We start from the raw sequence: 24,810 nt of genomic DNA, 5'->3' as shown, positions 1-24,810 counted from the left end.
TCTTATTTAGCAAGCTTTCTACCTCATAACTATCTTATTCACTAATCGGATCTCTTCACCATCGACATCTAACAATGCGGTTACAGTAATAAGCTGTGATTGTTTTGTTGGTGCTAGTTCAAATACATGAATTTTCTGCTCATAAGGTGCGATCTCAACATTATGCTGTTGTGTTTTGATGATCTCAGGTTGAGTAAACGGTGTTGTTGTAAGCGTTAGTACCCCTTTGGTTCTACCTGAGTACGGGCCTGATAAATGTGCCTTAAATAGCCAGTGTCCGTTGTTGCCTTTACTTTGTGTAAGGGAAAGCTCAACGCCGTTAAATGGGGTGGCTGAGGCATGTAATTGGCTTATGTTATTTAAACCTTGCCAATTAAGCGTCTGCTCAATAGTAATAGTCTTTGTATCGGGTATTTTGAATAAAGCAATATTGTGAATGCCGGGTTTAATAGCTTGGTTGAGTTGTTGGTTATTAAGCAATAGGCCTTTACTATTGTTAAAGCTAACTTTTGCTGTAAGTGTGAGATTAAAATTAGTTGGATTGACCACTCTTAAAAAAGCCTCGCCTTGATGATAGTGTACGCTAGCACTGATACCAGAAAGCACGCTAAAGCCATTATCTCCTAATAGGGTTTTGTAGCGATTGAGAAGTATTATTAGCTCTGAATTAATTGCTGCATGATTAGCCTTTATGGGCAGTTTTTTCATCAAGTTACTGAGTTTTTCATCACAACCGACTAACTGCGCACCATATTGTTGACAGGTCTTAAATAAGCGGCTTAACAGGCTGTATTCTTCGAATAACCAAGGGTTAGGTAATTGGGTATGAGATTTATCGAATGTATAATCATCATCGTCTTTATGGGGAAATAAATAGGGTGTGATTGCATGGTTATTATTTTTACTCAATAAGCTGATTTTTTGTGTATTGAGTAAGTGTGTAAAGTCACCAGAGAAAGGGATGATAAACACTTGCGTAATTATTTTAGTGCCACTATTTGCTTTTAAGTTAACGCTCAGCTGGTTGTGATCTAGCGTGATATTCAAGCCCAGTTCTTTATGTGTGGTCAAAGCTGCTTTTAATTCAGTTGTTAGGGCAACCTGCACCGAGTTAAAACCACTGATATTATTTTCGCTGATTAATATGCGCTCAGCATCTACTATTAATAGTTTAAGTAATTGGTCGTCATTTGCTTGCTCATTACCCATAAACGTAGCGCGGTATTGTTGGGTTTGTTCACTGAGTTTGCCTTGCATGGCGATGCCTATTTCACCGCGCTGCAGTTGTGCTGGTTCAAATTTAATTAAAGCAGCCACTTGGTGCTCATTATTTAGGTTAATTAAAGCACTTGGTTGCGGCGCGGGAAAGTCTATTACAGGGTGAGTCGCATTGCTTGTTGGGTTTATATCCAATCGAGATAAGGTATTTGAGTCTGTATTTCGTAGCCAATAAGCATTACCATCTTGCTCCCACGGGCCTGATACAATATGAAAACTCGGCTTAATAGTTTGCACAAAATCTGCAAAGCCTTGCTCTATTGCCTGCCAATCTTTAAAAGTGTGTTTAAGGAGTGAATTGGCTGTGCTGAGCGTGGCGTCACTGTGCGGGTTGGCAAGTCTAAGCTGCTGCACAAAATATGCAAAATATTGTGCGCGTTCTGGGGAGCTTAAAAGGTAATGAATGATGAAAAAATTAAGGCCGCGTTTAAGTGCAGGATCATCGTTTATTTGCTCAATAGTAGGTTTATTGGCACTGTAATATTGCTTTAAACCGGTCTCAATATAATTCATGGGCGCGCGATCAAACACCATCACAGTCAGTTGTTTTTGCTTGGCATCGTAAACATGGTGAGCGACCGAGTCGGCTAAGCCTTCGGTGATCCAATTAGGCGCCCAGGTTGAATGACCGTTTAAAGCCATGTGAAAAGCATGCATGGTTTCGTGAATGACAATATAGCGTTGGTGATGCTCACGATGGCTTGGGAAGTTATATCCAGCGCGGTTGTAAAACATAGTTTCGCCGCCTGCGGTTTTATGTACGCCTCGTAAAAAGCCATCATCAAGCATGGCCTCGCGCACTCTATCGCGGCTGCTACCATACACTACAGCGATACGCTGGCGTTCAATATTAGGTGGCTCCATACCGAATAACGCAACATAGTGTGGGTAAGCCATTTCTAAAAGCTCTAGATACAGCGTTACTTTTTCTTTTGGTAAATCGCTCTTCAGTGCAAAATGTTTACTTACCCACCAATTATAGCCCCGGCTATTACCAATTTTGCCATCGCTATATGTATAGGGGATGGTTTGCCCTAAGAATGTAATGTCCATTTTGTGCAAAGTACTGGTGTAACCTTGTACTGATAGGTCTACTTGCATCTGTTGTGGATCAGTTACCATAGCACTTGACGTTGTTGATTGTAGTTGTACGGTCTGCGCAGTATCAACTTGCGGCTCTTTTTGACACGCGGCAAGTAACAGTAATAACAAAGTGAGTGAGAGTTTTTTCATAATTATAGTTGTTTTATATGTATATTGTATGCAATATAAAATACTGCGTTTAATTGTGAAAGTAAACTATGAATAATAATCAAATACCAATAACAACCAACTCAGCAGCAAAGCAGAGTAAACAAACCCCAGCTAATAAAGGCTTTGGTTTGGCATTTTATATTGCTAATACCATGGAGATTTTTGAGCGCTTAGCTTGGTATGGTTTTTTTGCGGTTTCATCTGTCTATATGACTACCCCAGTTGAGCAAGGTGGGGTGGGTTTTAATGATGCACAACGTGGCGCAGTGCAAGGTATTATTCCCTTCTTTTTATATTTGCTGCCTGTGCTAACCGGGGCTTTGGCCGATAGGTATGGTTATAAAAAGCTGTTTATTATTTCATTTATAATTATGGCGCCTAGTTACTATTTTTTAGGTCAAGTAACTGACTTTAATTCGTTCTTTATGATTCTAATGTTGGTGGCATTTGGCGCAGCGTGTTTTAAACCTGTCGTGGTTGGCACGATTAGTCGCAGCACTAATGATACTAACCGTGGCCTAGGGTTTGGTATTTTTTACACTATGGTTAATTTGGGCGGTTTTATTGGCCCATTAGTCGCCGGTTATATGCGTGCGATCAGCTGGGATGCGGTATTTGTAATGTCGGCCGTGTGGATATTGCTTAACTTTATTCCGCTGTTGTTTTATCGCGAAGCCACACCATCTTCACAAGTAAATACCAGCTTTAAACAGGTATTACAACAAGCTCAACAAGTATTGGGCAATAGCCGCTTTGCACTATTGTTATTTACTTGCGTGATTATTCTAATGACCGCAGGAGTGAGTTGGCTCAGTTATACGCAAGCTTTTGTATTAATTGTAATATGGCTAGGATTAAACTGGTTGTGGGATAAAAGCGTTAGCACTAAGCAAAGCCATAACTGGTATTTACAGCCAGTGCGGGTAAGTAACCGTAATTTTGCCTTGTACTTAGCCATATTGACTGGATTTTGGACTGTGTATAATCAGCTATTTTACACTTTACCGTTGTTTATACGTGATTATACAAACACCCAAGATTTGGTTGTTTTACTCAGTTATTTTGGTCAATCAACGGTGGATTTTTTTGCGTTTGTTGATAGTGGGGCATTGAGTGAAAAAATTCAGCTTTTGTCAGTCAATTATACATCTTCATCACCTTTAACGAGCACTGAGCTTGAAGCAATACGCCTTGAATTAGTGCATCTAAAAGTAAACGTGCCAGTGAGTGAAATAGCGCTTTTTATTGAGCAAATAGCAACTAGCGATTTTACTCAGCAACAAAGCAAACAACTTGCCCAGCAATGGCTGGTTTACCGGCAAGTTAACCCCGAGTACCTGATTAATTTAGACTTTGCGGCCATTGTATTATTACAAATAATCGTTAGTTTAAAATGCCAAGGATTTAAGGTGATATCGGTTTTGATCAGTGGCTTGATTGTTACTGCGGGTGCCTTTTTATTGTTATTGCTAATGAGCGCGGGTTTATTAATGACGCAACTGGGCGGAGCTGTAATGATCACCGTTATTTTACTGATCGCCTTTGGTGAAATGCTCACCTCCCCAAAAAGCCAAGAATATGTAGCCAGTATTGCCCCTAAAAATAGCGCTGCGATGTTCATGGGTTACTATTTTGTATCTATGGCGCTGGGCTTTTTATTTGCTGGTTTTTTATCAGGGTGGAGCTATGGTTACTTAGTGAAAGAGCTGCAACGTCCGGCACTCATGTGGCTATTATTTGCAGTGATTGCGCTTATCACCGGCTTTGGTTTTTACCTTCTAGCGCGAAATAATAAGGATACCAACAGTGAAACTTAAACAGCGACTTGTTTTAATGGCTGCCATGATGGCTTTGAGTTTGCAAGCCACAGCAAATGAACCAGTGAGTGATGGAAATAGTCATTATAAAAACTTAATTGATCGTACTGGTAGTCCATATTACATGCAAGATTTTGCTAAAGGCGGGCATCAACGGTTTAGTCCATTATTTGACTTAGGCGCATGGCATGGTCATTTACTACCAAGTGTTGATAATATGGGGGGCTTTACCGGGCCTGCAATTATTACCGAAGAATACCTTAATTTTATCGCCCCTTATTTAGAAAAACTCAGTGTATATAAAGACCAAGGTCGTAAAGTTAAACTCGCCATGAATAGTTACAGCTTGCCGGGCGCTTTAGTACAAGAATTAATGGGGGATGGCGTAAGTATTCGCATGGAGTTACGTTTTGTAAGCAATCGCACTTCGTTAGTTAAAACACAGATCACAACCAATCAACCACTCACTTTACGATGGGAAGGGCGGTTGGTGAGTAACTTAACAGCTCAAGACGGTACTGTAAAAGATGCGCGTTCACCTTTTGAAGTGCACCCGCAACTGCTACCTCAATGGCAAGTGAGTAATAACGCTATCGCGCTATTATTTGGCAAAGTACGCGCTTATGGCCAGTTGCTAACTTCTGGCAGCTCGCAGTTACAATTACACAAAACGTTATCAGTCAGTACCACGCACGATGCATTAAGTTATGTAAGCCAAACAACGATTGATACCGACACCACGTTTTATACAACTTATTCGTACTTATTAAATAGCCAAGAAGTGGCAAGCGAGCAGGCTATTATAAAAGATATTTTAAAACAACCCGAGCAATATTTAGCCAGCAGTGCTGCGCGTTGGCAGGGCTATATTAATAATGCACTGCGCCCGTTAGCCAGTGCAGACAACACACATAAAAAGTTAGCTGTTAAAAGCGTTGAAACGTTACTCGGTAATTGGCGAGGTAAAGCAGGTGCTGTTGGTTTTGATACCGTAAGCCCTGCGGTAACTGGGCGTTGGTTTTCGGGCAATCAAACCTGGCCATGGGACAGCTATAAACAGGCATTTGCATTGGCAACGTTTAACTCAGCGCTTGCAAAACAGAACTTAAATGCGGTGTTTGAGCATCAAATAACGGCAGCGGATAAAGTTAGGCCGTGGGATGTGGGGTTTATTCCTGATTTAGTGGCTTACAATGTCAGTTCTGAACGTGGTGGCGATGGTACTAACTGGAACGAACGTAATACTAAACCCAGTTTAGCGGCCTGGGCTGTGTGGCAAGTATACAAATATACCAATGATAAACAGTGGCTTGCTGAAATATTCCCAAAGTTGGTTGGCTATAGAAACTGGTGGCTAACTAATCGAGATCACAATGGCAATGGCGTGCCCGAGTATGGCGCAACAGTTGATAAAGCCCATACAACGGATGACGGTAAATTACGCTTCGAGGTGCTAGCAGCAGCGGGTTGGGCTGAGCGAAGCGGTCTTGAAAACTATAAAAATGAGCTTAGGGCCCATCCGCAAAAACAAATAAAGATCCCTGCACAAACGGCGGCATCTTGGGAGTCGGGGCGAGATGATGCTGCGGTATTTGGCTTTATTGATAGTCAACAACTGGCGCAGTATGTAAAAAAAGGCGGTAAAGCGAGTGACTGGCACGTAGGCTTTGCCTCAAATTTTGATAAAACGGGGCGTTTGATCGGTTATTCATTATTACAAGAATCCGTTGATCAGGCATCATACATGGCAGCAGATAATCGCTATTTAAGTAAAATGGCGCGGGTACTTAATTATCCTCGCCAAGCGAGATACTTTTTAAAACAAGCGGCCAAACTAAGAACGTATATAAATAGATGTATGTTCGATAAAACAACGGGCTATTATTATGACATTGAAATAGCACCACAACCGTTAGCAAATGGTTGCGCAGGCAAGCCGTTAGTTAAGCGCGGTAAAGGCCCTGAAGGCTGGTCGCCGCTATTTAATCAAGTAGCACGTGTTGAACAAGCGCAGCAAGTGGTTGATGTAATGCTTGATGAACAAGAGTTTAATACCTATGTACCACTTGGCAGCGCGGCTTTGAGCAACCCTGCTTTTGGTGCTGATATCTATTGGCGAGGTCGAGTATGGCTTGATCAGCTGTATTTTGGTTTAGTGGGCATGAGCCATTACGGTTACTGTGAAAAGGCACAAAAGCTAAGTGAACAGTTACTTAGTCATGCAGATGGCTTATTGGCAAGTGCCCCTATTCGTGAAAATTATAACCCTTTGACGGGCGAGCAACAAGGCGCGCCTAATTTCTCGTGGAGCGCCGCACATTTGTTACTAATAACACAGCAACAAGGACGTTGGTGTGAGTTACATTAAGCAACAAAGCGTTGCTTAATGTGCACGTTTAAGGCATTTTGTTCAGATGAGATGGAGTAAGTAATGCCTAAAATTGATACAAAAAAAATAATCGAGAGTAATAAAATAATTCTCTTTGATGCAGAGTGTAAGCTTTGCAGTGCGTGGTGTAATTTTATAATAAAGCATGACAAAAAACTGTGTTTTAAATTATGCAGTGTGCAATCTTCAAAAGGCCAGGCGATACTTAAGTACTTTAATTATCCAACGGATAGTTTTAAAACCATGCTCTATATTGAAAAAAGTATGTGCACTGTGCAAAGTGATGCGTTTATTGATGTTGTAATACAGCTTGGTTGGCCGTGGCGTATGGCTAAAATATTACGAATAATACCTAAGCGCGTGCGCAATTGGGCGTATGATCGCATTGCGTTTAATCGTTATGCATTATTTGGTAAATATGATTACTGCCTTATACCCAATGCTGACTATGATCAGCATTACTTATAAAATATCAATCCATTTTGATATAGTTACCTCAGTCTATAATGTGGGTATGATGTTGTGTTAAAATTGGTGCAGTTAAAATAGAAGAGATAAGCAATGGCTAGCACAGCACACGCATTACACATTTTGGTTAAACATAAAGAGTTAGCCGAAGATATCATCAAGCAGTTAAAAAAAGGTGCTAAATTTCAAGTGCTCGCAAAAAAGCACTCATCTTGTCCATCAGGTAAAAAAGGCGGTGATTTAGGTGAATTTAAGCGCGGTCAAATGGTTCCTCAATTTGATAAAGTAGCCTTTGGTGCAGAAATATTAGAACCACATTTAGTAAAAACTAAATTTGGTTGGCACGTGATAAAAGTGCTTTATAGAACTTAAAAATACAGCCAGCAGCAAGTTAGCGATAATGGCGCTGTAGGCCACGCTTTAGCGAGAAAGAGCTTGCGACTGCGGTTAGCAATTTTAGTGGCTTATAACGTAAAAAACCACCTAAAAAAGGTGATTTTTTACGTTCAAGTATTCAGTAAGTTAGCTGCCAACGGCACTTGGTTGTACATCCAAGCCGTAACCAAACATAACAGCAAGCACTAACACAATTGATGCGGCAACCATTAGCTTAATTAATAGTGGTAAACAAAAGCGGAACCAATGTCCATAAGGCACACCCGCCATGCCTAAAATACCCATTAATACTGCGTTGGTAGGGATAATCATATTTGAAAAGCCATCACCAAATTGATAAGCAAGTACTGCAACTTGGCGTGGCACACCCACTAAATCACCCAGTGGTGCCATCAGTGGCATAGTGACATAGGCTTGACCAGAACCTGATGGGATAAAGGTATTTAACACTGTTTGAATTACTAACATGCCAATCGCTGATATTTCAGCGCTCACATAAGATAATGGCAGTGACATACCGTGTACTAAGCTGTGAAGTATTTGTCCATCTTCTAAAATTAATGCTATACCACGAGCAACACCTATTAAAATAGCAGTCGTAACTAAGTCTGAAACACCTTCAATAAAGCGATTTGCAGTTTCATCAGCAGATAGGCGCCCAAGTATCGCAATTAATGCGCCCCATGCGATAAATACACCGCCTAATTCGTATAAGTACCAGCCTTTGGTTGCAATGCCCCAGACAGCAACACCTAGTGTAACAATGAAACTACCAAGGATAAGCTTATGACGCATTGCAAGTTCAGGGTAATGTGGAGTTGCTTTATCTTTGAGCGGACAAGGCACATCAAGCATCATTGATTGACTTGGATCGTTTGCAACTCTTTGAGTGTATTGCCACACATGATGAAAACCAATTAGTACAAATGGCACAAATATAGCTAAACGTAACCATAAACCAGAATAAACAGGGACTTCAGCAATTTGTTGTGCAATCAATACAGTAAAGGGGTTAAAAGCGGATACGCCATAACCAATACCGTAACCCGCTACAATCATGCCTACCGCAGTCATTGCATCAAGGCGCATTGCTTTACACAAAGCCACTAAAATTAGCACAAACGGAATATATTCACCCGCCGTTCCAATGCTGCTAGAGGCTAATGCGAAACAAAAGACCACCATAAAAATCAAACGTTGTGGTTTTTTGCCGTGGCGTTCGAGTAAACGGCCAATTAGTGCATCAACGGTGCCTGTTGCACGCGCTATGGCAAGTACACCACCAACAATTAATACAAAAAATATCACATCTTGCGCAGCGGCAAAGGCACGCGGAATTGCAGTAAGTAAATCCCATGGGGTAAGGTAATGGCGTTCAGCAACTGTTTGGTAGGTACCCGCTACGACCATTTCACGGCCAGACTCAGACAATGTAGTATCAAAAAAACCTTGTGGTACTAACCAAGTAGCAATCAAAGCGGTGACCATCATACCCAATAGTAAAATTAAGGTATGAGGGACTTTGAGTGTTTTACTCATAAATTCTCCATAAATGTAATTTGCACAGCAAAAAAGAGGTGCTGCTTTTTTCCAAAGAATATCACGAGTTGCTTAAAACGAGATAATAATAGGGACAGTTATCTGTAAAGGATTGTAACGGCTTGTAGACACTAAGCGTGTTTCAAGCTTACTTTATTGATTTAGGTAGTTCAGATTAAAATAAAAAGGTTAACCCGCATGAGTTAACCTTTTTAAATAATATATAAAAATACATTCAACTAAATATATAAACGTTACGGCATATTTACACAAATTTCGTAATACCATAAATCTGAGTATGGATGAGATACTAGCGCCCCGGCTGTAAATACATTACCCTCAGCATCGGTCACAGAGCCCGTACCGATAGGTACTTCGCCTTTAGATACGCCATCCCACATAAATCTATCTGTGCCATAACTGGTGTTATGATATATAAATGTTTGCCCGGTAAAGCCTGGATCATTACGACCTTGATTATCACCAGAGAAAGCGCACTGAGGAGCAATTATCGTATTGTCAGGTATAAAACTAAAGTTATCAAACGTCGCATTATAACTTGATGATTTGGTTGTCCCCCAGGTCAAAAATTCAAATACATCGCCAGCGCTGATTGTGATATTTTGCGCAGCACCTGAGGCACTCCCTGCTGTAGATAAGTCGAAGTTAACGCCATTGATAACGTAACGGATAACATCGCCATACTGACCCGCTGAGTTAATAGCAATATCCCAATCAAAGTTAACAACGCCGCTTACTGGCATTGTGATTGAAGCTGTTACACCACCCCCACCGTAATTTACGGACGCACTTAAAGCTGATTCAGACATATTTGCAGTGCCAACGCCTGTTATATTCCAATTACTAGCAGCAAAAGAGTCTGTAAATCCATAGGTGGTTGCCTCATTGAAAGTACCACATTTGTAGTGATAGCGCATCGTGGTTGCCGTGGGTCTTTCAAGTCTAAGGTAGCTCAGTACCTCATTTTCTGGGCAGTTTACATGATGTCTATCAAGGTAAACGGCATTACCGCCACCATCTTCATTGGCAGGAGTAAAGTAATCGCTTACGTCACTAAGTGTCTTGTCACTGCATTGATAATGGTACTGAACAGTGCTGGCGGTTGCTCTTTGTAAATGCAAATATTGCAGTGCCTTTCCTTCGCAATTTACAGTGTGGCGATCTAAAAATATAACGTTACCACCGCCGTCATCATTAGCTGGGGTGTATACGTCATTATTTATTGCGCTATTGAGGTTAGTACATCCGTATTCATACGCAATTTGTGTTGCTGTAGGCCTAAACAGATGGAGCGAATTGATGGCATCACTACCACAATCGACAATGTGTCGATCAAAAAAAACAAAATTGCCTTGCCCATCATCATTTGCAGGCGTCGCCATTTGATAAGTAGACGCACTTGCCAGCTGCGATGACGATGCAATAACCGCAGTTAATGCGAGCAACACAGGCTTACATTTTTTGTGTGTGTTTTTTATGAAATTATTCTGAGATGTTAAAAAACGTTTCCTTTTGAAATATGTTTTCATAGTTTTCTCCTGTTGAGTATTTCACAATCTACTGTAGAAGAATGTTAAAAAGATGTTTATTACACGCTATTACACGGATGATGAGGCAGAGGTAGGAGAAGCGTTTAATATACCCAAGAAAGTTAGCTCAAAATATCTATGAGGATTTTAAATTAAAACTTTTTAGTCGATCAAAATTAAATTACAGCCACTTTTGACACCGATATAAGGGATTTTATTTACTTATATCGGTGTCAAAACAGCTTGTGGAGAGAGGTTTATTTCCCAAAATTCAGGTTAACGATCGTAATTGAGAGTAAATGTCGGCTATAATGCTTTTTCAAGTATTTGTGTAATAGGCATAGGCCGGTAGTAAAAAAAACCTTGTGCAACATCAACATCATACGTTGTAAGCATATCGACTTGCTCTTGCGTTTCGACTCCTTCAACTACAATTCTTTTATCTAGGTCTTTGCATATTTGTAACATGCCTTTGAGTAAAACCCGTGCACTCTTATCTTCCGTGATGTAGTTAATAAAAGCTCGGTCTATTTTTATTACATCTAAAGGCAGTTTTAGTAAATACGCTAATGACGAGTAACCTGCACCAAAGTCATCAAGACATAAAGTAAAACCTAAATCTTTTAGCGCATTTAAATGTAAAATAGCCATATCACTTCGTACCAGTGAGTTTTCTGTTATTTCTAGTTCAATATTGCCTAAATCGGCTTTTTCTTGTTTAATTATCTTCTTTAGTTCATCGATAAAGTCATGATGATGCAGTGAGTTTGCTGAGATATTCACAGATATAGGCTTATTTATTTGTGGGTATTCTTTAATGATGTTTAATGCCGTTCTAAACACATACATATCTAACTCAAAATATAATCCAGCCTGCTCTACAACAGGGATAAATGCATTAGGAGGAACTAAACCTTTTTGAGGGTGCTGCCACCTAATTAACGCTTCGTAACCGACGACTTCGGCAGTTTTCATGGATGTTTTAGGTTGTAGCATTAAAAATAGTTCATTATTAGCCAGTGCATTTCTAAACTCAGCTAAAATGCCTAAACGATTAATAGTTTCCTCTTCAAACTTGGGCTCGAAAGCTTGCGCCATACCGCGTTTATTTTCTTTAGCGACTTTTAATGCCATTTTTGCATGGCGTACAAGTAACTCGACATCAAACTCCTCGTCAACAGAACAATTAGACTCACCAAGCGTGACCCCTAAACGCATGGAGCTGCCTGAGAGTGTTATAGGGCGAGAGCATTCTAATATGAGGTTTTTAAGTCGCCACTGAGAATCAGCAATCAGAACCGCAAATACATCTGAATGTAAGCGCGCAATACTGGCATTTTTTAAGAATATTCGTTTAAGTACTGATGCCATAGATATGAGCACTTCATTACCAAATTCAAAGCCAAGGCTATCAACAATGTCATGGAAGTAGTCAATATCAATAATGTATAAACTTAGGGATCTCTTTGCTTGTGAGCGAATTTCTCGCGCAAAGTGGATTAAACCTTCTCTATTGTACATTTCGGTTAGCGAGTCGTAGTAAGCTGAACGGTTCAAATGGCTGAAGAATTTTGCGTTTTCTAATCCAATAGCAATATTTAAACAAAATGCTTTCAATAACTCTTGATCTATATCGGATAAGTTTAATTTACCTTCAATAACGACTACGCCTTGCCATTGTGATGGTGTAGCTAAATACAATGCACTTATATTTGTTTCTAATATATGCTCTTTCGCCGCCAGTGCTCGCTGTGCTATATCTGGTGCAACGCCTGATAGATCGTCATAAATGTCTTTGCCATAAAAGTCATTATATTGAGTTGTTGTAGCAACCACTAAAAAGCTGTCGTTCTTTGATTTTTCTATTGAAAAAGGGCCATTAAGCGGCCTTTGTGAAACGCAAAAAATCCCTTGTGATGATAGGTTGAAGAGTGCATTCATTTGCTGTAATACACCACATGCAAATTCATGAATAGAGCGCTCCTTCATCAGGCTAGCAGAAGCATGAATGACATTTTTTAACCCCGTTCTAGATTCTTCTAATGCCTGCAAATGACTGAAAGAACGAATAGCGGTTGCTAACGAGGTAAATAGCTTATCTCGAGTTAGCTCACTTTTTGTTTTGTAGTCATTGATCTCGTATTCTGAGATGATTTTTTCTTCTGGTGCATAACCTGGTTGCCCAGTACGCAGTATTATTTGTAAATTAGCGCGGTGCATTTCGTCACGAATACTCTTCGCTAAAACTAAACCTGCGTCGGCTGTTTCCATTACCACATCAAGTAGCACAACGGCACATTCAGGGTTATCATTTAATAACTGATAGCCCTCTTTGCCGCTAAAAGCACTAATGAATTTTAAATCGCGCCCTTGAATTTTTGTTTTTGAAAGTGCTAATTTAGTCACATCATGCACTGATGGCTCATCATCAATAATAGCGATTAACCAATGACGCTGATTTTGGTCTGCTACTGTTTCTAACTCGTCATCATCAATAAGGTTTAAGAAAAAATCACCCATTGGTTTCCTCCTTTTGAGCTGGTGCAATTAACGGTAATTTAATGTCAAAGGTGGTGCCAATTCGACTTTCCACGTGAATACTGCCACCCATCAGGTCGCAAACAATATTATGTACTATATTTAACCCTAATCCCGAACCTCCTTTACCTAACTTAGTGGTATAGAAGGGATCAAACAATTTTTTAATATTTTCTTCGGGTACGCCAACACCATTATCAGCAAATAATATACGGACTTCGTTACCAACTAGATTAAAGCGTATGTGTATTTCACCATCGGATCTATTATCAAAACCGTGTAAAATTGCATTATTAAATAAGTTAGTGATCACTTGCCCCAGAGGCCCAGGAAAGCTATCTAATTTGATGTTTTCTGGCCCATCAACAGATAAAGAAATACCGGTACGTTTAATTTTATGGTGTAAAGTTGACACAATTTCATTGAGAGTTTCTAGTAAATTAAATTCTCTACGTTTACTGCTCGTTTGATCAACAGCGACCTGTTTAAAGCTATGAATTAATTCTGCTGCATGCTGTAACGAACTTTCGAGTAGATCAAGAGATTGTTCTGATTCTTTTTCAAAACTATCTAAATTTTGTCGACTTAATACCCCCGTTTTCACTTTACTTAAAAACTGTTTTAAATTACTCGCTAAAGCACTCGACATAGTTACACCAACCCCCAATGGAGTATTAACTTCATGAGCGACTCCCGCGACTAACGTACCTAATGAAGCCATTTTTTCAGTTGCTATTAGTTTTGATTGCGTATCCTTTAACTGGTTTAAAGATTGATTCGCGTTATCTCTTTCGATGAGTAGCTCTTGTTTTATTTTTTGCTCATTTAAACGCAGCTGATCTAATTCCATTAACTCGAGTTGAAACTCTTTTAAACTCGTTAACACATCGGTTAGTTCGTCATTGCGACCATAGTCGGTCAATTCAAAATTACGCTCACCTTTACGTAATTTATCTATGGCTGTGGTTATTTGCGTTAAGGGAGTGAAAATAGTTCTACGAGTATAAAAAATAACAGTGACGACTAACATGACGAGTAAACATGTTGCAAAAAATAAGACGAGTGAAATCTCTTGCGAAATACCCCCTAAATCAGTCATTGATGTTTGAACTTCAGCCCGGGCATTGTTTGAGAGTTTATCTAGCAAATCTTCAGCGACGCTGAAAGTTTGATGCTCTAAGTTGTCAATGGCTTTGGTTGCCATGTCTTTACTGTTGGTTTGATAAACTCGAAAAATTTCAGTACCACCATTTTTCAATTCAAAAAATAGTCGCTCTATTTCATTGATACGAATTAACTCTTGTGGTTTTTGTTCTAACGGTTTTAATCTAGCAAAATAGCTTTCAAATTGTAGTGCGTTTTCATAAAAACTACGTTTTGCTCCAGTATCATCTAATACAAAGCGATCTAAATCAGCGAGCATATCGCCAGCTTCGTCCACCAGCTCTAGGTAATACTGTACGCCAGGCAAGTCATCATTAATAATATCGGTTGGGTCATCACCTGAGCCTACATCAGCAATTTCTTCTTCTTTCATTTCATCAAGCAATGCTTCTAATGGTTTACCCACATTAATAATTAAATCATTAATTTGTTTTGTTGCACGGCGCTCATTTTCAGGATGATATATTTCAAAGACTTGTGATATGGCTTGTTTTTTATGACCCTCAACAAGCCTAACGACTTGTTCAAGTGTATTATAATCTTTTGTGGTATTTGGGATAAGCGCATGAAAGCGAATAAATTCATCAAAGTTACCAAAATACTCTTGCTGCTCTTCTTCTTCCCCTAATAAGTATTCTAATAAGTTGGAGTTCATATCTCCTAACTCTTCAAGCATCGCTAATGTATTTAGTGCTTCAGGTAAGTCATTATTAGCGACTCGTTCAGTAGCACTGCTAATTTTAGAACTTAAATAGATCACTGTCGTAGAAAAAGTAATAATCACTAAGGAAACTACGGCTAATAAAATATTAATGCGGGTGGCGATGGACTGTTTTTTGGTACTCATTGATTGCCTTGACTAAATTTAACTCATTACTTTTAACTAAGTCTAGTCAGAAATAGTAAACTTGCTAATTCATTTACATTTTATATAACTATTCATAAGTTATTTAAAAATAAGAAAGAACACGCATTACTGGTTTTACTTAGAGGTAGTTGTTCGCTGTTAGAGTGTGTTTTTGTGATGCGTTTAATACAACCTTTAATATTAGCGTAATTAAAGTTTTATTCACTAGGCTGATAAGCTAATCTTATGATATTACTTCATACTAGAAGCCTAAATTCTGATAACAAGTACTGCCTAAAGTGGGTATTTAAATTTGTATTGTGATTTTATGGTGCATGCTATGTTTTGTGTGCAGCAAACATAATACTTGAATTTAAGTACAGTAATGAATTAAGGAACGTTTATGCTGGTGAAAGGAAAGTTATTTTTATTTTGTGGAAAAATGGGGGCAGGTAAATCGACTGCCGCTAAAAAAGTGGCTGCAGAGCAAAATGCAGTACTACTCAGTGAAGATGAGTGGTTAGCAGCACTTTACCCAGAACAAATCGAATCGTTTAACGATTACATGAAATTTTCACGTTTACTCAGGCCTTTGCTCACAATCCATGTAAAAAATATTTTGCAAACAGGGGCGAGTGTCGTTATGGACTTCCCCGCAAATACCACAAAGCAGCGAGCTTGGTTAAAAAGTTTAGCAACTACGACTGATACGAAAATTGAGTTTACTTATTTAAAAGTCAGTAATGAGTTATGTCTTAAGCAAATAGCGCAACGATGCATTGAGCAGCCCGCAAGAGCTAACTTTGATACAAAAGCAGTGTTTAATCAAGTTACCCAGTATTTTGAAGAGCCAAGCCCGAGCGAGTTTAGTAATTACAAAGAGATAATAAGAAGTAAAACTTAGAATAAAAATTTATCATTTGTTAAAACAGCCACGTAAAGTTAAGAGGTGACCTTCTGAATTACGTGGCTTGTTATTTTACTGCTGTTGTTGCGCTTCTTGCTCGGTTATTTGTTTAAATGCTTGCACAAATGCGTCGCTTGGTTGGCCGCCAGTAAGCGCGAATTGATCGTTGATAATAAACGTTGGCACTGAGGTGATACCCATTTGCTGTAGCGCGTTTTGCTCGCTGCGAACGTCTTGAAAATACTCACCTGAGTCTAAAATCTCTTTTGCGCGGGCTCTATCAAGGCCAACACTTTGTACTACATCAAGTAGGTTTTCTTGCTCGTTCAAAAAGACTAAATCGGTAAAGTGGGCTTTAAATAATGCCAGTTTTAGCTCGGTTTGTTTGCCTTTACTGGCAGCCCAAGTGAGTAAGCGGTGCAGATCAAAGCTGTTGATCATGATGCGTTTACCATCAAAGTTAAAGGCAAAACCCGCTTGTTCGCCCATTTCTAAAATACGTTTGCGGTTTTCCTCGCCTTGCTCTTCGCTCAGGCCGTATTTTTGTGCTAAATGTTCGCTTAAATCTTGCCCTTCGATTGGCATATCCGGATTTAACTCAAATGGTTTCCAGCTGATCTCAGCTGTAAATTCGTCACTTAATTGCTTAAGGGCTGTTTCAAGGTTTTTATAACCAATAATGCACCACGGGCACATTACGTCTGAAACGATGTCGATTTTTAGCTTTTTCATCGGTGAGCTTATTTTTTACAGTGTGTACAGGTCTATATGCAGGCGTTAAGGGGTTAATTCAAGTGGCGTGATTTTCAATTTATAAAAATAAGTGCGTAAACTGCACGGTAAAAATTTACCGTGCAGTGAATAATGATAGGCTAGTTGAGAGTAAATTAATTAGCTAAACCAAATGGGTCTTCTATGCTGTGGCTCGGCTGGGTAAACCATTTAGGGCCGTTATCAGTCATGTAAAAATGATCTTCTAAGCGTACGCCAAATTCATCAGGTACAACTAACATAGGTTCGTTACTAAAACACATGCCTGCTGCGAGTGGGGTTTTATTGCCACCCACTAAATAAGGCCATTCATGTATGTCTAAACCAATGCCGTGACCAGTGCGATGCGGGCAACCTGGCGTTTGATATTCTGGGCCTAAATCTTGGGCAGCCAAGTAACTGCGCGCGGCGGCATCGACTGCTTCACAAGGCGCACCAATTTTTGCGGCGTTGAAGGCGGCAATTTGCGCGGCTTTTTCATAATCCCAAAATTGGCGTTGGCGCGGCGTTGCTTCACCAAATACATAGGTACGCGTAATGTCTGATAGATAGTCATGCACTTTACAACCCGTATCAATCAATACCATATCGCCTTTTTTAAGAATTTGTGGGTCTTTTACGCCATGAGGAAATGACGTTGCCAGCCCAAATAATACGATACAAAAGTAATTGCCTGGCGCGCCGACTTTTTGATGCGCTTGCTTGATAAAAGCTTCTACTTCGCTCGTGCTAATGCCTTCATGTAGCATGCTGGCTGTTGCTTGGTGTACTGCTAAAGTCATGTCCATAGCGCGTTGCATCAATGCTAATTCGTTGGCAGATTTATGCATACGACAATGTGCGGTAACGGGTTGTGCATTAACCAGTTTTAAGCCGGTTTGTGCTTTGTTTATACCATCAAAAATAAAGAACTGTGCGCTTTCGTCAATGCCAACAGTGCCATTAGCAGCAATGCCCATTTCTGCGAGTATTTCAACAAATAAGGCATAAGGGTTTTGGTGCTCTTGCCAACCGCGAATAGGCCCATCAATAACTTTAAAACCATTAAGTGAGCCAATTTCAAAAAACGGAGCTATGTATTGTACGTCGCCTTTAGCCGGTAATATTGCACCCACCATTCGTTCACTGGCATACCAACGCATGCCGGTAAAGTAGGTTAGGTTAGTTCCTGCATTTAGGTAAATTGCATCAATACCATTGGTTTGCATGTAGGTTTGTGCGTTGGCAATACGTGCTAGGTGTTCATCAGCTTGAATAGGCGTTAAATCGCCCGTCATATCGCTTAGGCTTGCGAGTGCTTGTTCTTTATTTTGCGTACCAATACCGAATGTTGTCATGGTGCTCTCCTTTATTTATATGCGGCTATTGTGCGTGTGGCTGTGCTTTACTGCAAGCGGGTTGCGTTGAAAAGCGGCTAACACAATAAGGTTGTATATCTATTTGCGGCGGGTGGTTTAAACACAGTGCGGTTATTAATTCTGCGGTTACAGCGCCTTGCGTTAATCCTAAGTGCTGGTGGCCAAAAGCAAAATACAGGTTATCGTGGTTTGGGGCGCTGCCAATGATAGGTAATGAATCTGGTAGCGATGGCCTACACCCCATCCAGGTACTGCTAGCATGTAATGAAATGGCTGACTTATTAAGGAGTGCTTTAGCATTAGGTAATAATGCCAATGCGCGTTTGTTATTCATTTTACGCTCGGTGCCGGCAAATTCTACGGTGCCTGCAATACGCAGGCCTTGACTCATCGGGGTCATAATAAAGTGACGTTCGGCAGAGGCCACTGGGCGTGAAAGGCCGTAATTACTGGCTAGCATACAATGGTAACCACGTTCAGTATCAAGGGGGACTTTATAGCCTAAAGGTTTAAGGAGTGTTTTACTCCATGCGCCTGCGGCGATGACTACTTTATCAGCTGTGACTTTTTGATCATGATAACTGAGTGTATAACCTTGCTTTACTGGTTGTATCGCGGTTATTTTTTGTTGGCAAAATTGGCCGCCCAAAGCGCTGAATTGCTCAGCTAAGTGCAGGCAAAATAAATGCGGATCAACACTGTGGGCCACGTCTTTAAATAATAAAGCGTAGGTAATTGTTTTAGCCAAATTGGGCTCTAGTAGGCGTACGTGTTCGTCATCAAGTAACTCCACTGCAATACCCTGATCAAGATAGCTGTCTAGCATGGATTTAATTTTACTAAGAGGAGTGGTTTCAAAGGTCAATAAGCTGCCTTTTTTAGTTAATAAATGGCCTAAATGATACTCACTGAGTAAGCGCTCATAAGCGGGGATCGCTAGTTGGTTTAATGCCTTAAGTGCCTGTGTGTTAGCGCGATAAGTTTTACTTGGCATATTTTTAACAAATTGCCAAAACCAAGGCAGGGCTTTAAACCCATAACGCCAATCAATCCGAAGTGGCCCTAATGGATTGAATAACATACCGGGTAGCTTTTTTAATAGAGAAGGGTGCGCAAGCGGAAACACTTGCTCAGTAGCAAAGTGGCCTGCATTGCCCTTAGAGCACCCTTGCGCTAAACCACTTTCATCATATAAGGTGACTGCAAAACCTGCGCGCTGTAATTGTAATGCGCTACAAATACCAATAATACCGGCGCCGATAACGGCGACTTGCTGGTTTTTTTTATCCGCCAAAATAACTTACCTCTTCTATAAAAGTAATACTAAGCACTTGATTTACAGGCGCGTATACATTGCATCTCACTTTAAACCGTGATTTATGAAAAAAATCCTGCTGTTTTAAATCAGTAAATAAGCATTGTTTTTCAGCTGCTTAAATGGTTGTTCCCAACTTTTAAAAAGCCTCAAAAGATAAACCTTCTAACAAACTTTAAGTCGGGATATTGATTATTGTATACAATATACTTACTATATCAAGTCTAAACATCAATCAGGTAATTAAAATGACAGTAACTTGGCAAGGTGTCTGTGCAGCAGTAACGACTCAGTTTTATGCAGACGACGCCATTAATTGTGCAACAACAGTAAAAATGATCGATGAACTTAATAACGAAGGTGTTCACGGCATGATTGTAATGGCAAAGGAGCAAGCAGCTGACGTCTCGCTTTATAGTCAAGTGATGGCAAGCCCTATTAACTTAACAAAATTTAAATTGGACTAAGTTATGCTCAAAGGGACCTTTTTTTGTATTGACGGGCATACCTGTGGTAACCCCGTTAGGCTCATAACCAGTGGTCATCCACAATTGAGCGGGCTGAGTATGAGTGAGAAGCGTCAAGATTTTTTGCAAAATCATGATTGGATACGCCAAGCACTGATGTTTGAGCCTCGTGGTCATGACATGATGTCGGGAGGATTTTTATATCCACCCACCACAGAAGATGGCGATGCAGCCATTTTATTTGTTGAAACATCAGGGTGTTTACCCATGTGTGGCCACGGCACAATGGGCATAGTCACGTTTGCTTTAGAGCATGGCTTATTACATGCAAAAGTACCCGGAATCCTGCTGTTGGACACGCCTGCTGGGCGTGTACAAATCAATTATGAAATGACTGATGGCAAAGTGCAGTGGGTAAAAATTTATAATGTTCCTGCCTATTTAGCGCACGAATCGATAGTTATTGATATACCTGAGCTGGGCGAGCTGACAGTAGATATCGCCTATGGCGGCAACTTCTACATTATTGTTGAGCCACAGTGTAATTATAAAGGCATTGAACATTTAACCGCTGGGCAAATTTTGCAGTATAGCCCGCTGGTGCGTGATGCGATAAACGCGAAAGTTCAATGTACTCACCCGCTTGATCCAACCGTTCAAGGTGCAAGCCATGTTTTATGGACAGGCACACCAAAAAGTGCCAATTCAGATGCAGCAAATGCTGTTTTTTATGGCGATAAAGCCATTGACCGCTCGCCATGTGGAACAGGCACCAGCGCGCGTATGGCACAGCTATTTGCCAAAGGGCAGTTGGCTCAAGGGCAAAAGTTTATTCACGAAAGTTATATTGGCAGCCAGTTTATTGGTTGCATTGAACACGTAACAAAAATCGCAGGCATAACAGCTATTTTACCAAGTATTCAAGGCTGGTCTAGGGTGACGGGCACAAGCGCGATCACTGTGGATGACGATGACCCATACGCATTTGGGTTTCAAGTAATTTAATGAGGAGCAAAGCATGACATTAACAGGACAAAGTTTAGTCGCAGGGCAATGGGTTGGTGATTCAGCGAATGGTGAATTTAACGCATTTTCTCCAGCACGCAATGAACCACTACCAACGCGCTTTTTTAATCTCAGTGCCACTGAATTAGACGGTGCCATAGAGGCCGCGCAATCGGCATTTTATGAGTACCGTAAAACCAGTTTTGCACAACGAGCTGATTTTTTAACGTGTATTGCTGATCACATTCTAGCGCTTGGGGATGAGTTACTTGAGCAAACACATCAAGAAACCAACCTACCGCTTGCACGCTTACAAGGCGAGCGCATGCGCACCGTAAATCAACTTAAAGCGTTTGCCAGTGCCTTGCGCGAAAACCCTGCATCACCACTGGGTTTAAAAATAGTGGATGAGGCCGATGCAACAAGAGCACCGTTACCAAAACCACATACTGAGCTTAACTATTTACCACTGGGGCCTGTTGCTGTATTTGGTGCATCTAATTTTCCGTATGCCTTTTCAACACTTGGTGGCGATACGGCAGCAGCATTGGCAGCAGGTTGCCCAGTGATTGTAAAAAACCACACAGCGCACCCTGGTACAGGTGAGCTAATGGCACGTGCAGCGTTTGCCGCTATAAAAGAATGTGCGATGCCTTTAGGGGTATTTGCAATGATACAAAGCAAAGCGTATGACATGTCGCATCAGCTAGTTGCAGCATCATCAATTAAAGCGGTGGGTTTTACCGGATCATTTAATGTGGCAAGCAAGCTGCAAGCAACGATTGCGAATCGTGAAGAGCCAATCCCATTTTATGGCGAATTAGGCAGTATTAACCCACAAGTTATTTTGCCCAATAAAGCGATTGAAAACAGCAAAGAAATCGCACAGTCACTTTGCCAGTCAATGCTTATGGGCAACGGGCAATTTTGTACCAGCCCTGGGCTTTGGTTAGTACCAACCGGATGTGATGAGCTTGAAGCACACATTACCACGTGCATTAATGATGCCGCGTCAGACACTTTACTTACACCAGGAATTGTTAACACGTTTAAACAGCAAATAGCAGAACGTTGCCAACTTGATCAGCTAAGCGTATTGGGTAAAGGCAAGCTTGAGCACGCGTTTCATGCCAATGCGCATGTATTCGCGTGCAATGCCGATGATTATTTAACAACCCCTGCTTTGCAAGATGAAGTGTTTGGTCCTGCTGCATTAGTGGTGCGCTACGACAGTGAAGCCCAGCTCATGACATTGATAAACCAATTACAAGGGCAGCTGACAGCCAGTGTTCATGGCACTGAAGCTGATTTAAACAAAGCCGATAGCCTTATCGAAGCGCTGCAATATAAAGTAGGCCGTTTGATAAAAAATCAGATGCCAACAGGTGTTGAAGTGTGCGGTTCAATGAACCACGGTGGGCCATTCCCCAGCTCAACCGATGTACGCAGCACCTCTGTGGGCACAAATGCAATGTTACGTTTTATGCGACCAATTTGTTATCAAGCATAAGATTTATTGGGCGGGATTTACAGATTGTATTTTCCCGCTTATCCCCTATTTATAGAGGGTTCAGGCAGATTCTAACTTGGCATATGAGTGAATTTGAGTATAATGTATGCCAAATGCAATATAATACCAATCGACTTAAATATTTAACCATTCTAGCGAGCTAAATAAAGCGCTAACTGCGTTATAAATTTTTCATGTACGACTGCATGGATGCAGGAGGTAGAGCAATGCAGGAGCAATTGCCGAGAGCAACACCATGTCAAAATTTATGCCTTGTTATCACTCCATTTACCTGTCGCTATAATTGGTCAGTAACTTAACACGATTGGTATAAGAGGATCACCATGGCTATCGAGCACAAAACCCGTACCCAATTAGTCGCAGAAGCAATTCGCGCAAAAATTCTTTCTGGTGAAATTAAAGCCGGCGAACCTTTACGTCAAGCGGCACTGGCAACAGAGATGAACGTAAGCCGTATTCCTGTACGTGAAGCTCTATTGCAGCTTGAAGCCGAAGGGCTTGTTAACTTCGAAGCACACAAAGGAGCCACGGCCACAGAGCTTTCAGCATCACAAATTGATGAAATCTTTGATTTAAGAGCGTTGCTTGAAGCCGAGCTACTAAGCCATTCAATAGGTGGTTTAACAGATCAAGATTTAATCGACGCAGAGCTTATTTTAACTGAGCTTGAAAGCGCCATGGATGCAGGCGATACTCACCTAGCAACGGGCGATTTAAATAGCCGTTTTCATGGCAAACTCTATAGCCGCGCAGAGAGACCACAAACCCGTGAGCTGGTTGACATGTATAGTAAAAATTCAGAGCGTTATGTTCGTATGCATATATTGTTAGCCGGTGGCCTAACCACAGCGCCAGAAGAACACCGTACTTTACTAGAGTTTTGCCGCGCAAAAGATACTAAAAAAGCCTGTGACTTTTTGAAAAAACATATATTGGGTGCCAAAAACGACATTAAAAAGCTACTACTTAAAATAGAAGACGAAAAAAGGTAGCTTTTCGTAAACTTTTGCTAGCACATTCATATAATGTGCTTTAACGCGTTAAATTTATTTGACAAAAATATACGGCTGTCCTTTTTACCTGTTTTATAACCTAGAGAATGGACTAATCACGCCATTTGCACCTTGTTGTAAAACATGCGTATATATCTGAGTTGTTCGCACATCACTATGGCCTAGTTGCGCTTGAACCGTTCTAATATCAGCACCACTTTGTAGTAAATGTGTTGCAAAAGAATGGCGTAAGGTATGCGGAGTAATGTGTTTATTAATTTGTGCTCTTGCCGAAGACAATTTTACTGCCTTTCTTACCCCTGAATGATCTAAGTGGTGGCGTCTTATTTCTCCTGTTTCAGGGTCTGTACTTAATTTATGTGATGGGAACAGAAACTGCCATTGTAATGACTTATTAGCGATTGGGTATTTTTTACTAAGTCGATAAGGCATCCATACACCGGCGTACGCATCATTTTTTAAATCTAACTGTAAATATTCATCAACTTGAATTATTTGATTTCTTAGCATTGGTATTAATTCTTCAGCAAGTGTCACAATACGATTTTTATTACCTTTTCCGTTCCAAATACGTATGTTTTTATAGTCGAAGTCAATATCATGAACTCTTATTTTTACTGCTTCCATCAGCCGTAAACCACTTCCATATAGCAGGCTTGCTATCAAATAATGTCGTTTATTTATATTTCTAAAAAATAGCGATACCTCAGTTTGTGTAAGTACGACAGGAAGTTTCTGCTGACGGTTACTTTTAATGAAATTTAAATCTAATGAAAGCTCATTCTTAATAATATGTTTATATAAAAAAGCAAGTGCATTTAAAGCGGTTGCTTGTGTTCTCGCTGCCACTTTTTTAGTGACTGTTAAGTGATTTAAAAATATTTCTACTTCATTATTGCCCATACTGGTAGGGTGCCGCTTATTATGAAAATGGATATAGGCAGTAATCCAAAATACATAAGTTTCAATAGATTTTTTAGCATAGTGATGGCTATACATATAGTTGATAATACCTGCCACTTTTTTAGTGACTGTTAAGTGATTTAAAAATATTTCTACTTCATTATTGCCCATACTGGTAGGGTGCCGCTTATTATGAAAATGGATATAGGCAGTAATCCAAAATACATAAGTTTCAATAGATTTTTTAGCATAGTGATGGCTATACATATAGTTGATAATACTATTAAGAAAAGGGGATTT

General features: G+C 40.3%; 18 protein-coding genes and 1 pseudogene. 9 read left to right on the top strand and 10 right to left on the bottom strand.

Going from position 1 to position 24,810, the window contains the following annotated elements:
• Window positions 1-18 precede the first annotated feature (18 nt).
• Window positions 19-2,511 (bottom strand): hypothetical protein, encoded by a 2,493-nt coding sequence (locus ADS77_RS00090; protein ID WP_082355564.1) that lies wholly within the window; start codon window positions 2,509-2,511, stop codon window positions 19-21.
• A 68-nt stretch (window positions 2,512-2,579) separates the two neighbouring features.
• Between ADS77_RS00090 and ADS77_RS00085 the strand changes: the two genes are divergently transcribed.
• The 4 genes from ADS77_RS00085 to ppiC all read left to right on the top strand — a co-directional run bounded on the left by ADS77_RS00085 (window position 2,580) and on the right by ppiC (window position 7,578).
• Window positions 2,580-4,349, top strand: coding sequence for an MFS transporter (locus ADS77_RS00085; protein WP_054452193.1), 1,770 nt, complete (start codon window positions 2,580-2,582; stop codon window positions 4,347-4,349).
• Window positions 4,339-6,717, top strand: coding sequence for an alpha-glucosidase (gene ygjK / locus ADS77_RS00080; RefSeq protein WP_054452191.1), 2,379 nt, complete (start codon window positions 4,339-4,341; stop codon window positions 6,715-6,717). The genes ADS77_RS00085 and ygjK overlap by 11 nt, the downstream gene beginning before the upstream one ends.
• A gap of 63 nt (window positions 6,718-6,780) precedes the next feature.
• On the top strand, window positions 6,781-7,206 hold the full coding sequence (locus ADS77_RS00075) for a thiol-disulfide oxidoreductase DCC family protein (RefSeq protein ID WP_054452189.1): 426 nt from the start codon (window positions 6,781-6,783) through the stop codon (window positions 7,204-7,206).
• 93 nt (window positions 7,207-7,299) lie between these two features.
• Window positions 7,300-7,578 (top strand): peptidylprolyl isomerase PpiC, encoded by a 279-nt coding sequence (gene ppiC, locus ADS77_RS00070; RefSeq protein ID WP_054205907.1) that lies wholly within the window; start codon window positions 7,300-7,302, stop codon window positions 7,576-7,578.
• A 150-nt stretch (window positions 7,579-7,728) separates the two neighbouring features.
• Here the strand turns inward: ppiC and ADS77_RS00065 are convergent, their stop codons facing one another.
• The 4 genes from ADS77_RS00065 to ADS77_RS00050 all read right to left on the bottom strand — a co-directional run bounded on the left by ADS77_RS00065 (window position 7,729) and on the right by ADS77_RS00050 (window position 15,240).
• Window positions 7,729-9,141 carry a YfcC family protein gene (locus ADS77_RS00065; RefSeq protein ID WP_054452188.1) on the bottom strand — a complete coding sequence of 471 codons (1,413 nt, stop codon included), beginning with the start codon at window positions 9,139-9,141 and terminating at the stop codon, window positions 7,729-7,731.
• A gap of 254 nt (window positions 9,142-9,395) precedes the next feature.
• Window positions 9,396-10,691 carry a hypothetical protein gene (locus tag ADS77_RS00060; RefSeq protein ID WP_054452186.1) on the bottom strand — a complete coding sequence of 432 codons (1,296 nt, stop codon included), beginning with the start codon at window positions 10,689-10,691 and terminating at the stop codon, window positions 9,396-9,398.
• A 306-nt stretch (window positions 10,692-10,997) separates the two neighbouring features.
• The gene (locus ADS77_RS00055) at window positions 10,998-13,211 is read right to left on the bottom strand and encodes an EAL domain-containing protein (RefSeq protein WP_054205910.1); all 2,214 of its coding nucleotides are present in this window, start codon (window positions 13,209-13,211) and stop codon (window positions 10,998-11,000) included.
• Entirely contained in the window at window positions 13,204-15,240 is a 2,037-nt protein-coding gene (locus tag ADS77_RS00050) for an ATP-binding protein (RefSeq protein ID WP_054452184.1), read from the bottom strand. The genes ADS77_RS00055 and ADS77_RS00050 overlap by 8 nt, the downstream gene beginning before the upstream one ends.
• Window positions 15,241-15,643: 403 nt before the next feature.
• Between ADS77_RS00050 and ADS77_RS00045 the strand changes: the two genes are divergently transcribed.
• Window positions 15,644-16,144, top strand: coding sequence for an AAA family ATPase (locus ADS77_RS00045; protein WP_054205912.1), 501 nt, complete (start codon window positions 15,644-15,646; stop codon window positions 16,142-16,144).
• A gap of 75 nt (window positions 16,145-16,219) precedes the next feature.
• Here the strand turns inward: ADS77_RS00045 and ADS77_RS00040 are convergent, their stop codons facing one another.
• The 3 genes from ADS77_RS00040 to ADS77_RS00030 form a co-directional block, all read right to left on the bottom strand.
• A complete protein-coding gene (locus tag ADS77_RS00040) occupies window positions 16,220-16,879 on the bottom strand; it encodes a DsbA family oxidoreductase (protein ID WP_054452182.1) in 660 nt (219 codons plus the stop codon).
• A 155-nt stretch (window positions 16,880-17,034) separates the two neighbouring features.
• A complete protein-coding gene (locus ADS77_RS00035; RefSeq protein ID WP_054452180.1) occupies window positions 17,035-18,255 on the bottom strand; it encodes a M24 family metallopeptidase in 1,221 nt (406 codons plus the stop codon).
• A gap of 25 nt (window positions 18,256-18,280) precedes the next feature.
• Window positions 18,281-19,570, bottom strand: a complete 1,290-nt coding sequence (locus ADS77_RS00030; protein WP_054452178.1) for an NAD(P)/FAD-dependent oxidoreductase — start codon at window positions 19,568-19,570, stop codon at window positions 18,281-18,283.
• A gap of 269 nt (window positions 19,571-19,839) precedes the next feature.
• Here ADS77_RS00030 and ADS77_RS00025 point away from each other — a divergent pair, with 269 nt between their 5' ends.
• The 4 genes from ADS77_RS00025 to ADS77_RS00010 all read left to right on the top strand — a co-directional run bounded on the left by ADS77_RS00025 (window position 19,840) and on the right by ADS77_RS00010 (window position 23,586).
• Window positions 19,840-20,058, top strand: coding sequence for a hypothetical protein (locus ADS77_RS00025; protein ID WP_054452175.1), 219 nt, complete (start codon window positions 19,840-19,842; stop codon window positions 20,056-20,058).
• 3 nt (window positions 20,059-20,061) lie between these two features.
• Window positions 20,062-21,063: a 4-hydroxyproline epimerase gene (locus ADS77_RS00020; RefSeq protein WP_054452173.1), complete on the top strand. Its 1,002-nt coding sequence runs from the start codon at window positions 20,062-20,064 to the stop codon at window positions 21,061-21,063.
• 13 nt (window positions 21,064-21,076) lie between these two features.
• A complete protein-coding gene (locus ADS77_RS00015) occupies window positions 21,077-22,573 on the top strand; it encodes an aldehyde dehydrogenase (NADP(+)) (RefSeq protein WP_054452171.1) in 1,497 nt (498 codons plus the stop codon).
• 344 nt (window positions 22,574-22,917) lie between these two features.
• On the top strand, window positions 22,918-23,586 hold the full coding sequence (locus tag ADS77_RS00010; RefSeq protein ID WP_054205919.1) for a GntR family transcriptional regulator: 669 nt from the start codon (window positions 22,918-22,920) through the stop codon (window positions 23,584-23,586).
• 93 nt (window positions 23,587-23,679) lie between these two features.
• Here the strand turns inward: ADS77_RS00010 and ADS77_RS00005 are convergent, their stop codons facing one another.
• Window positions 23,680-24,606: an integron integrase gene (locus ADS77_RS00005; RefSeq protein ID WP_054452671.1), complete on the bottom strand. Its 927-nt coding sequence runs from the start codon at window positions 24,604-24,606 to the stop codon at window positions 23,680-23,682.
• A 75-nt stretch (window positions 24,607-24,681) separates the two neighbouring features.
• Window positions 24,682-24,777: pseudogene (locus tag ADS77_RS22585) on the bottom strand (phage integrase N-terminal SAM-like domain-containing protein); the annotation flags it as partial.
• Between the last annotated feature and the right edge of the window lie 33 nt (window positions 24,778-24,810).

Source organism: Pseudoalteromonas porphyrae, assembly GCF_001298125.1.
GTDB lineage: Bacteria > Pseudomonadota > Gammaproteobacteria > Enterobacterales > Alteromonadaceae > Pseudoalteromonas > Pseudoalteromonas neustonica.
This window is presented reverse-complemented; position numbering and strand designations above follow the sequence as displayed.